Annotated in this window: 9 protein-coding genes and 4 pseudogenes; 9 read left to right on the top strand and 4 right to left on the bottom strand. The window is 32.0% G+C overall.

From position 1 onward, the window contains the following. Nucleotides 1-124 (bottom strand): annotated as a pseudogene (locus MHH71_RS30305) (CsxC family protein); the annotation flags it as partial. Between the two features lie 343 nt (nucleotides 125-467). Between MHH71_RS30305 and MHH71_RS30760 the strand changes: the two are divergent. The 3 genes and pseudogenes from MHH71_RS30760 to MHH71_RS30295 all read left to right on the top strand — a co-directional run. Then, nucleotides 468-631, top strand: a pseudogene (locus MHH71_RS30760) (DUF3967 domain-containing protein); the annotation flags it as partial. A 254-nt stretch (nucleotides 632-885) separates the two neighbouring features. Beyond that, nucleotides 886-1,395, top strand: coding sequence for a hypothetical protein (locus MHH71_RS30300; protein WP_006096966.1), 510 nt, complete (start codon nucleotides 886-888; stop codon nucleotides 1,393-1,395). 450 nt (nucleotides 1,396-1,845) lie between these two features. Beyond that, nucleotides 1,846-2,064: a hypothetical protein gene (locus tag MHH71_RS30295; RefSeq protein WP_003209791.1), complete on the top strand. Its 219-nt coding sequence runs from the start codon at nucleotides 1,846-1,848 to the stop codon at nucleotides 2,062-2,064. A gap of 867 nt (nucleotides 2,065-2,931) precedes the next feature. Here the strand turns inward: MHH71_RS30295 and MHH71_RS30290 are convergent. Further along, complete coding sequence (locus MHH71_RS30290) at nucleotides 2,932-3,153, bottom strand: hypothetical protein (RefSeq protein WP_078212137.1); 222 nt, start codon at nucleotides 3,151-3,153, stop codon at nucleotides 2,932-2,934. A gap of 535 nt (nucleotides 3,154-3,688) precedes the next feature. Between MHH71_RS30290 and MHH71_RS30285 the strand changes: the two are divergent. The 4 genes and pseudogenes from MHH71_RS30285 to MHH71_RS30270 all read left to right on the top strand — a co-directional run. Beyond that, nucleotides 3,689-4,017 (top strand): annotated as a pseudogene (locus tag MHH71_RS30285) (plasmid recombination protein); the annotation flags it as partial. Between the two features lie 249 nt (nucleotides 4,018-4,266). Then, entirely contained in the window at nucleotides 4,267-4,914 is a 648-nt protein-coding gene (locus tag MHH71_RS30280) for a hypothetical protein (protein WP_006096963.1), read from the top strand. Nucleotides 4,915-5,669: 755 nt separating this feature from the next. After that, nucleotides 5,670-6,128: a DinB family protein gene (locus MHH71_RS30275; protein ID WP_006096971.1), complete on the top strand. Its 459-nt coding sequence runs from the start codon at nucleotides 5,670-5,672 to the stop codon at nucleotides 6,126-6,128. Nucleotides 6,129-6,758: 630 nt separating this feature from the next. After that, the gene (locus tag MHH71_RS30270; protein WP_018783726.1) at nucleotides 6,759-7,367 is read left to right on the top strand and encodes a DUF3967 domain-containing protein; all 609 of its coding nucleotides are present in this window, start codon (nucleotides 6,759-6,761) and stop codon (nucleotides 7,365-7,367) included. A 312-nt stretch (nucleotides 7,368-7,679) separates the two neighbouring features. On the opposite strand, the gene MHH71_RS30265 is transcribed toward MHH71_RS30270, so the two are convergent. Beyond that, the gene (locus MHH71_RS30265) at nucleotides 7,680-7,865 is read right to left on the bottom strand and encodes a hypothetical protein (protein WP_018783725.1); all 186 of its coding nucleotides are present in this window, start codon (nucleotides 7,863-7,865) and stop codon (nucleotides 7,680-7,682) included. A gap of 847 nt (nucleotides 7,866-8,712) precedes the next feature. On the opposite strand from MHH71_RS30265, the pseudogene MHH71_RS30260 reads away from it, so the two are divergent. Together MHH71_RS30260 and MHH71_RS30255 are read left to right on the top strand one after the other, a co-directional pair. Further along, a pseudogene (locus MHH71_RS30260) lies at nucleotides 8,713-9,135 on the top strand (DUF3967 domain-containing protein). A gap of 224 nt (nucleotides 9,136-9,359) precedes the next feature. Then, nucleotides 9,360-9,716 carry a hypothetical protein gene (locus MHH71_RS30255; protein WP_006096968.1) on the top strand — a complete coding sequence of 119 codons (357 nt, stop codon included), beginning with the start codon at nucleotides 9,360-9,362 and terminating at the stop codon, nucleotides 9,714-9,716. 448 nt (nucleotides 9,717-10,164) lie between these two features. Here MHH71_RS30255 and MHH71_RS30250 read toward each other — a convergent pair. Further along, on the bottom strand, nucleotides 10,165-10,799 hold a 635-nt coding region (locus MHH71_RS30250), incomplete at its 5' end, for a CsxC family protein (RefSeq protein WP_340725703.1).

The following is a 10,799-nucleotide window of genomic DNA, read 5'->3' as shown; positions in this document are numbered from 1 at the left end:
CAACTGGAATTTTAACTATTGGATTTCTTGTAAGAACAGGCGTTGCTGGAGTATCACTGAACGGAATTTGTGTTTCTGCTTTAACCTTACAATCTTTATTGTGATCGTGTTTGTTTTCACTCAATTAAAAAACCTCCATTTATTTTTGTTTTTTGAGTGTTTTCATTTCTACTTTAATATGATATTTAATATATCTATTTGTGTGCGGGCTTGTATAATAGTTACTTTTCTCATTTTGAAATAAGAAAAACTAAATTAGATACTTAAAATTGATTGCACTATATTGAATAGGACAGCATATATTATAGTGTGGAACGAGCGTCGGACACTTGTTTTACACTTATATATAATTAAATAAATCTCCCATAACAAGAAAAGGAACCTACTAATAGGTTCCTTTTCTTGTTATGGGGGTAGAAGGAACAATTGTATCGTGAAGTGAAGAGTAACTTATAGAAAATGTAACTATAGCTCAAACTTATTGGGGATCTGAGGTAGCCAAGAACTTGGGGATTGGCTCAAGTACTTTGTGTAAATATTGCCTTGCTCTGGAGGAAGCCGGGTAACCTTTTGATCGCGGCAACAATAATTGTAGAATTTTTTTCATAAAGACGTAGCAGCTTCAGAACAGAAGAAATCACTTTGGAGTCGTCTGTTTGGTAAATAAATTAGAATTGAATGATAAAAAGAAAAGCTGGCTTTTTATTTGAAACAAGATAAACGAGCTTTTTTTGGATACTACCGATAATGATAGGCTATGTAAACTTTATATGTATACGATATATAGTATTGCTTTCCTTTGGACAAGTAGAGACAAGTATACAAGAAAAACAAGCTCGTTTTACATTTAATATATTAAATTTAAACAAAGGAGCTTGATTATTTATGTCATCAAAAAATAGATTGCATTTCAATCCTTGTGAGTTTCCACTTCCCATTCAGGGATCTTCAGGATCAACACCACAATCAGCATTCAGGGCTGTTAGGGATGTTACTAATGCATCTATACCTGTTCCTGCAGACACCGATGTGCAAGTTTTATATCCGAATGAACAATATGATCTAATAAATGAACATAGTACTTTTACTTCCACATTTATTCCAGAAACAAAAGGTATATATTCTATTATTGCAAGTGTTCAATTTAGTCCTGTTACTTTCACCAATCCTTATAGAGTGCGAATAGCCATCAGAGTAAACAATACTGACGTAGCCCGAGATAATGATTTCTTTAGTACAATCCCATTTGACAATGATGTATCTGTTTCTACTAACATTCAGTTAAATACAGGAGATCAAGTACAGGTATTTGTGCAAAGTTCTGTAGTTGGTGAAATCGTTTCAGATCCTGCAACTACACATTTTGAAGCTACTAGATTTTCATCTCCAACATAATAAAATAAGTTTATTTTCTTAACTACCAATCACACTGATTATGTGAATGAAAAGTCCCTTCAGAAGATGAAGGGACTTTTCTAAGTTTCTAGATACATGGACTGCTGATAAGTGTGTTATGTAAATCTTACATGAATATAGTATATATCGTTATTTCTCTCTTTATTCTTTATATTTGCATGCCAAACATGCTTGTATCCTATATTGATACAAGCAATTATATATACCCTACCTTATAGGTACATAAATCAATAATGCAGGTATTGCAGTACATTTTAATGAGAGAGGAGTATGTTTTATGGAATCACGACCTCCGAAGAAAACTATGTATGAAAATATATCACAACCAAAAATACTATCTCTTTGGAATATAGGCTATTAAACAAGCTCTTCTTGTATTTAAACATAGAATAGAATGAATTCTATATTTCTAGAAGGGGATGTTTTTAAATGTTTAATGATCATGATAAATGCGTATGTGATCAGTTAGCGGTTTTACAATTAGGTACAGAAGTAGATATTTTTTTAAGTGGGAATACAATCGAAGACGTTATTTTTGTTAATTTCAATCCAGAAAATTTTTGTGCAACTTTTGTAGATAATGAAACAGAACCAGGAACTGTAATTGTTTTAGATTGTCGAGATATTTTAGCACTTCGAATTGAATAATTAGATAGAAAAAAAGAGCTTTTTTAAAAGCTCTTTTTTTATTTTTATAACTAAAAATAAAAAGATTATTCTTAGTTAATTATGATTATACTGATGAAATTTTATGGAGATGAAAATCTAGCTGCTTCAAAATGTGTTCCTTCGTTATTCAAAATAGTCATATTTCCTCCGCTAATAATTGTCCATATTTGAACTTTATCCCTTTTATTTAATTGTAGAATAGTACTTATTCTTACTGCATGAGGTCGTCTAACTAATTTTGGCACGAAATAGTGATCTTCTTTAACAATATCGATATCATTTACACGTATTAACATGGTTGTAGTACGAGGATTATCAAAAGGAATATTAGCAAGAAATGCTGCACCTGCAGTAATAGCATATACTCCTTTTCTTTTAGGAATAAAGGTTGAATCGGATATATTATACTCATCTTTTAAATCAAATTGTTTAGTTTCATACGTAATCTGTTGAATTTGTGTTGTAAGTACATTCTGGTTAAATGCTTTTACAGCTCTAAATGCGGATGGTCTAATTAATTGTAGTAAAGCTATTATAGGATTACCCCCTTTTACATTAACTTATGAATTATGTAGAAAGAGTGATTGGACCAGAGGTTTTGCTTTGATTTGAATGTATACTTTTTTATTTGTTTTTGATGATATCAGGAGATTTGTTGTGAAGTCAATATTTTAGGGGATATGAATGTAAACAAATATACAAAAGTTTACTTTCGAGAATAACAAAAACGAGGATTTAGGTAGCACGACTTAGACTAGCAATTGTACTTGCCGAAATCCACTCATCAATGGATTTCGGCAAGTGATGGCATGTCGCCAAGCCGAACATACTAAAAACAAGAGGATGTTAATAAAATGGAATTGTTGTAAAAGTAGTAGGATATATACTTTGAGATGTATATTCTATAGCTGGATAATATTGTATTGTTCCATGATAAGGTATAGCTGGATGATAATAGTATGGCATATGTTGCATTGCATGTTGCATTGCATGGATTGTTACTTGAGCTGCATGGAGTGAAAAGACTGGGCCTGCTTGTCTGTTTCCAATATAGTAAGGATTTATCATAATAATTCACCTCAGTTAAAAATAAATAAACATTTATATAATATGTCTAAAAATTAAACAAAGTGTTTAAGTGGCAGAAAATGCGAGTGTTGTGGTGTGGATCAGGTATTCAGTCGCCAATAAGTGGAATGAAATAAATGTAATTAAACGAGTTATATATGGCGTCTGTCAACGGTAAGCGGACCGGAGGGAGCATTAAGGAGTTGACATACTTACTACACCCAGACCCTCTTGTGGTTGTCAAACGGTACCCGTTTGACCCTGCCTACCGGCGAGGGAGCTCCCTCAAAAATGAGGGGGGTGGGGGAGTTTTTTTATGGGGTCTGGGGAAGATTTCCCCAGTGGGTTTGGGCAAAGCCCAAGGTTTGTTTTTGCCATGCTATGCATGGCTCGGCAAAGCCGGAAAGCGTCGCAGACCCCTATCGATTTTGATGCGTTAGCGTCAAAATACGTATAGGGTTACGTTAATTGACTCCATTTCGTCGCTTTGCTAGACTTATGGTATCAATTAATCTAGGGGAAGTGGTGGCACTTTATGTTGTTCTCTATCTTATTTAACCAATCTCACCAAAGTTCATTGAGCCATAATAATAGGGAAAACATTCATGGAAATCCTGGCATCGATCCAACCAGGTTAGACAAGAATATTTACTTTGTTCAAAAGGACATCCGAAGTGTATACAAGGATGTCTTTCAAGAAACGATAGATAAGTATAATCAAAAGTTACTATGACAAAATAAAAAAAAGATACAAAGACATATGAGCAATGAGAATTGGTTGTAGCGGTTGGAGAATGTAAAGATAACCCAAAGTATAGGGGAGCCAAAAAGGAAGCGTTAAAACGGTGTGCTGAGGCATATGAAAGCAACTGTGTTAGATAAGAGGGGAGAAAAGTTATTGAATAGCCATTTTTTAAGTGTACTTGTTTTCAAAAGGAAAATGCTGTGATATTGTCGAAGTATGAAAAAAGTAAAAAACCCCGCGAGTCGGCAAACTTAGGGGTTTTTTATGGAAAATTATGAAGGGGTTACCCCTTATTTACTATTTAAGTATCTATATTCTAACATAAGTGGGTTGACTCCTTCTAGTAGAGAAGGAGAGGAATTTTTTTCATGAGTAAAATTATTGATTTTGAGCAATCTGAAAAGAAAGCTAGATCAAGAGAAAATCAAATTGAAAGCTTTTTAGAACAAGCAAATGTGGGTTTATCTTCCGAACAACAGCAATTATTGTTGCAAATTTTACATAGTACAACTGGTGAAGATTATTTTATAGGCAAAAAGAAAAAACGAACTGATGGGGTGAAGTTCGTGCAATTAATTATGGATAACATAAATTATTTAAATAAAATTGGTTACTTACAACCTAAAGAAGAAGCATTTTTGTTTAAACTTACTCCTTATATTGAATTTAAGACAAATGTAATAATAGAAAGAGTAGATAATGAGTTAGAGGTTGAAACAAATGCAGCAACTCCTAGTTATTTAGCTGAACAATTTGGAAATACTAGAGAATATATTTCTAGGATTATGAATTCCTTATTAAAGAAAGGTATACTTGGTGTTGCTGAATCTGGAATGACTACTGAGGATGGAAGAATTTGCTCTTCTAGAACATGGTTTGTGAATCCTAATGTTATGTGTTGTTCTCCCAAAGATGGTGTAGACAAGGCAACTCAACATATTTTTAAAAGATCTCTTCGTAATTTTAAAATTAAAGATAGTAGTAAAAAACATAAATTACCAGTTTATTTATTTTAAAAAAAGCCTGACTTTTAGTCTTGCTTTTTTTTATTTTGTCTTATTTTACATTTTTTAGGTGTGATCATTTAATCACACAGGTGTGATCATTTGATCACACCCTACCCCCTTTAAACCCTTGATATTATTGAGTTTTTGTATTTTTCCTTTCTCACTCTCTATATATAGCTAAAAGTTCCGCAAGGAACGGGTTGTATTTTTGAGAAGAACACTCAAAAATCTCCACCCTTAAAATAAAAAAGTCGGTTCGTTGATCCTCACCTAAAGGCTACCGCCTTTTCTTTTTGATTTTGTCCTTGCAAAACTTTTTTCGGCTCGTGTGCTTTGCTCGCCAAGCCGACAGACAAAAAGCAAAGCAATGGTTCTCGACTTGGACTAGCAAGTATACGAGCCGAACCGCTTAGATCATTCGTTCTAAAATAGTTCTTATTCAAAGAATAGATACGTAATACGTGGGGTTTCGCCCCCACACGACGAGCCAGCACTCTAGCCAAAAAGCAAATTTCAGACCAAAAGACAAGCACAAGACCACGCTAAGTAAAAAACAATAAGTCATCCATATGGACAGCTCATTTACATAATGATCGTTCTCGGAAGTTAAATATTATCAATGACCGAGAACGTTAAATTATTTATCAAAAAAATTTTCGTTTTTTTAAGGTATACATGGAAAAGAGTAGTACAAAGAGGAATTTAGATTATTAATTTTGAAAGGTAATAAATAGTTGAATGATAAATTAATGGAGTTGATGTAGTTGTATGAAAAAAAGAAGAAAATAATAAATCATTATGAACAATCTATTGATTGGGTAAGAAGTTTAAGACATTTATCTGAAGAGAAATGGAGGATGCAAATAGATAAAGATAAGTGGACTATTGCTGAAGTAATTGGACACCTTATACCTTGGGATGAATTTGTTTTGAATCAGCGTATTCCTTATTTATTTCAGGGTACTCAATTACCAAAGAGTCCAAATGTTAATTTAATAAATTATCAAGCATCAATTGATAGTAAATCTAAAACAAAAGAGGAACTAATTAATCAGTTTATAATGGTAAGGAAAAAGTTGATTAATACAATAAATGATTTAACGGATGAGTTATGGACACAGAACTTAATTTTAGGAAAAAACAAAGTATCACTCTATAGTTACTTTTTAGGCTTAATAGAACATGATCTTCATCATTATAAGCAAATTCAAAGGTTCTTGTAATTATCTAACTTATGGGGTGTTTTAGTTCCATAAGAATCTATAGGGATAGTTAAACTTTTTTTATAAAAAAATAAACTTAAAGTTGTTGGAGAAGAATCCACTTTGATCAATATTTTTTAAAATGGATTCTTTTTATTTATCGTAAAACTTGAGATTGTGGAGCATTTTTAATCAAATTCTATTTCAAAATTATAAAGGGAAAAAAAAGAAAAGATTTTATGAATAGAATATACATATTCGGTTAACATAACGTCTCATTATCGGTAGCAAGGACAAAGGAGAATCCTTGTTTTTATTAAGTTCTTTCTTCTTTCCTATGTAAAATCGATATGCAGGATTTTATACATTGTTGTTATAGCGGAGATTCTAGGGATCCCCGCTATTTTTCGTTTTTACTTTTTTGTATAAAATCTTGTATAAACTGAAAAGGTTTTGATGTTGTTATTGAGAAGTAAGGAGTATCTAATTTTAAAATCGATATGTGTCCCTAAGCTTGGGGCTGTAATATGAACTAAATACATTACTCCTGTGAAGATTATGGAAGTTAAAAATACAAACAAGTGATACGTGAATTATTAGGAAAAAGGGTATATCATTGCTATAGCGAATATATTTTTGAGGTGAAACGCTATGAAGACGTTTTATAGTCCTAGTGACGTGGCGGAGCAATTAGCTATCCAATCATCTACATTACGTAAGTATGCAGACGTGTTAGAAAAAGAGGGTTACACTTTCATAAAAAACGAGCGTGGGCATAGGAAATATAGAGAAAGTGATGTAATGGTATTCCGTAAGGTTATAAACCTAAAGAACGACACAGATATGACACTAGAAAATGCCACAAAGCAAATTGTATCATGGCATCAAGGTGTTGAAGTATTGCCATTGGATCGACATGAAGTTGAGCGCTATGAAGAACCGGATTTCAACGCTACAACGCTACAGACGATGATTCAAGATCAAAAAGAAGTCATTGAAAAACAAAATGATTTGCTCCAGGAATTAACCAAACGATTAACTGAGCAAGACCAGAGATTTATACAAAGAGAATCAGAGTTATTGAGCGCTATACAAACGATACAGGAATCCCAGGTACTTATAGCGACGAATACTAGCGAAGACATGGCGAAGAACCAGGGCCGTGATGAAATGCTAATAAAAACAATAAGGGAAGTCCAGGAAGTTAAGAAGATGATTGCAGCAAGTAAAGATAAGAAATGGTATGAGTTTTGGAAATAATCTTTTGAATCTTTAAATCCTTGATATTATTGAGTTTTTGTATTTTTCCTTTCTCACTATATATATATCTAAAAGTTCCGTAAGGAACGGGTCATGTGCTATTGTGCCAAGCCGAGAGACCAAAAGCAAGCAATATCCGTCCTGCCTTGGATAAGCAATTATACGAGCCGAACTGCTAATGTATCCGTTCAAGATTCTCTTTTGCCCTATATTCCATATAACGCGAAGTTCCTGGGGGCTAGCACTCTTGCCCAAAAGCAAGGAAAACACGCTATACATACATGTGTGGCGTGTTTTCTTAATGAATTTTGATTATTTGTTCTTAGGAGTATCGATTCTTACGGAGTATAGACGTTTTTCAACGTAATGTTTTGAAATAGTAAGAGGTTGTGTGTCTGTACTATTTTTAAATTTTGTATAATTTGGTTTTTTAATTGGTGTTGTTATAGTTTCGGTAAATTCATATGGGTAATTAACTTTAGATTTGTCTTCAAGCATATAGATAGCTCCTTTTTTAGAGTGTTTGTTAAAGAGTTGTACTATAATACAATATGTTTATATATTTTTTTTGGGACTAGATATGTATCAACCAATTTATATTGGGGTATCACCCGATGATTTGGTTGGACTAGTTGGTTCAGTTGTTAACACATAATGAAGTTCTATGTAGAATTTTATTTTCTTCGTATATAAAAATCTTTATCTTTAAATTGTGAAAAATGGATATGAATAAACATACATGTGAGGTTAACATAATGTCTTATTATTGATAACAAATATAAAAGGCTCATCCTTCTTTACAAGGGGATAAGCTTTTTATATAATTTCTCATCAAAAACTAAAAATGTTGAACTATTTTACTGGTGTTTGCGATCACAATGAAAACAAATAAAACAACATCTACGGAACTTATCTTTCTTACATTTACAAGAATTACTATGACATTTAGATTTACAAGAATGACTATCATGCTTACATTTACAAGAATCATTACTACGCTTCGAACAGTTGCTACTACAGCCCATTTTTTATACCTCCTTTTCGAATACGAGTTATATTATTCTATGTTTTAATAAGAAAAATGCTTGTTTATTAACCTATGTTAAATTTCTATAGAAAACCCTCTATTGCAGGATTTTATACATTGTTGATATAGCGGAGATTTCAGGAATCCTCGTTATTTTCTTTTTTTTTTGTATAAAATTTCGTATAAATTATTAAATTGATAGATGTAAAAACTAATAAAAACTTTTCTTTAAATTTTAAAAAGAAGGTGTTACCTTTTTAAAAAAGGAAAACACTATGTAGTAACTATAGAACAGCTTAGAGTAGAGGGAGGACAAGTATGGCTCAAACTTTTTGGGGATCTGAGGTAGCCAAGAACTTAGGTATTGGCTCAAGTACTTTGCGTAAATATTGCTTTGCTCTGGAAGAAGTCGGATATCCTTTTGAGCGGGGTAACAATAATTCGAGAGTTTTTTTTCATAAAGACTTAGCAACTGTTGCTACAGATAGCGTAGCAGATACAGAACACATAAAAGCATTAACAGAACGTATAGAACGATTAGAACAACTTAATTTAGAATTGATTCAAAGGTTAGATCAGCAAAGCAAATTTTTATAGGAAAATGATGCTCAAAGGATAATAAGAGAAGAACAAAGAGATACTCAATTAATGCAAGTATTAAAAGAAATACAAGATAGCAAGCGTCTAATAGTAGCTTCAGAACAAAAGAGATTTTTTTGGAGTCGTCTATTTGGTAAATAAATTAGAATTTAATAATAGAAAGAAAAGTTCACTTTTTATTTGAAAAAAGATAAGAAGTGAATTTTTTGTTTACTAGTAATAATTGATAGGTTGTGTAAATCTAATTTTTATTTCTAAAACAAATTGGTTAATTGTTTTAGAGCATTTTAATTAAGTATTGAATATTATAAGAATGTAATCTGTAGATTACTAATTATTTAATTTAGTAGGAGGTGAATTTTAAAATGCCTTTCACTACTGGTCCAATTGAAAATGTAGGAAATCAGCCTGCTAATGCAAATAGAGCTAAGGTTAAAATCCTCAATCGTACTGGAGGTACACTTACTGGGGTACTTCGATCTTTTAGACTTGATGGTACAAGAACATTAATTGAACAGAGAAACTTTTCTGTAGCTGCTAATGCTTCTGCTCTTGTAATTCTAAGTTTAGTTCACTCTACTTTGGGACAAGCAGAACAATATGAAGTTGAAATTGTCCCTAATCAAAACGGTGGCTTATACAGTGTTTATGGAGTAACTCCTCAGGGTGTTATTATTACTGCACAACGAGTTTTGAATACAGAATTAACGCAGATTCTTTAATATTAAATAAGGGGTTGGTTATCTTTTTAGATAACCAACTCTCTTTATTTAATTGTTAAAAATCATAGATTATAAAAAAGTATTGCTATTTTTGTAAGCGCTTACTATAATAAAGGTAGAAGGATTCACAAAATCTTAATATGAGAATAAAGGAGGAAGTAAAATGGAAATCGCAATGGCAGTTTTAAAATTTGTAGGTGGAATCATTCCATTCGTACAAGAGCTTTTAAAAGCATTTATGTAAGTTGTTTATCCCGCAATTATTTATAAAAATTATCATACAAATGATCTGTATATTAAAAGTGAATTGATGTACAGATCATTTGTGTGAGCAATCTTTAAATAAGAAAGGAGAATCCCAAAAGGAATATGGGATTCTCCTTTTTTTAGTGCATGAAATGTTGCAAAATAACTGACTTGATTTAAGAATATTAATGAGAATTTTTAATTAGCAGCTAGATTGTCCAGTTGTTCCACCAATTCTTACTTGTTGAGTTTGTAATACTTTCAAAGTAAGATCAAGAACGATTTTTTCACGTAAGTGGTCAAATGCTTTTTCATGATGTTTACCACATGATTCTTCATGATGTTTATCATGATCATTATCACATGGTGAGAAGTCAAGCTCATAAAATTCTGCACTAATTATTTCACAAAATGGTTGTTCATTATAGAAAACATTATTTTCAAAGAAGAATTTGTCTAGACGAGGAACATCAGTGTTTTTTGGATTAATAAAACGAGCTTTATTTTCTGAAGAAAAAGCTATGATTGGGTTAGAAGAAAAGTCATTTGCAGTTAAGTCAGCAAAACCAGAGAATCGAACTTTTGCAATTTTATCATGAATCACGCCATTGCAGTCTTTAGCAGCATATTCAATATTTTTACGAATAAAACCTTCTACAAACAATTTTGCTCTTGTTACTCGTAAATACCCTGTTTCATTAATTGGTTCATATTCAACAGGTACTAGTTTACATTGTTGTAAAAATACATCTTTTAACACTCTTTTAATTTCTACTGCTGGTGGACAAAGTGGGATATTTGCTTCTACTACAATTTGAAGTGTTCTTTCTGCTAATA

It is taken from the genome of Bacillus sp. FSL H8-0534 (assembly GCF_038005885.1).
In the GTDB taxonomy this organism is placed as follows: domain Bacteria; phylum Bacillota; class Bacilli; order Bacillales; family Bacillaceae_G; genus Bacillus_A; species Bacillus_A pseudomycoides.
Note: the sequence above shows the minus strand (reverse complement) of the source record. Positions and strands in the feature narration are given on the sequence as shown.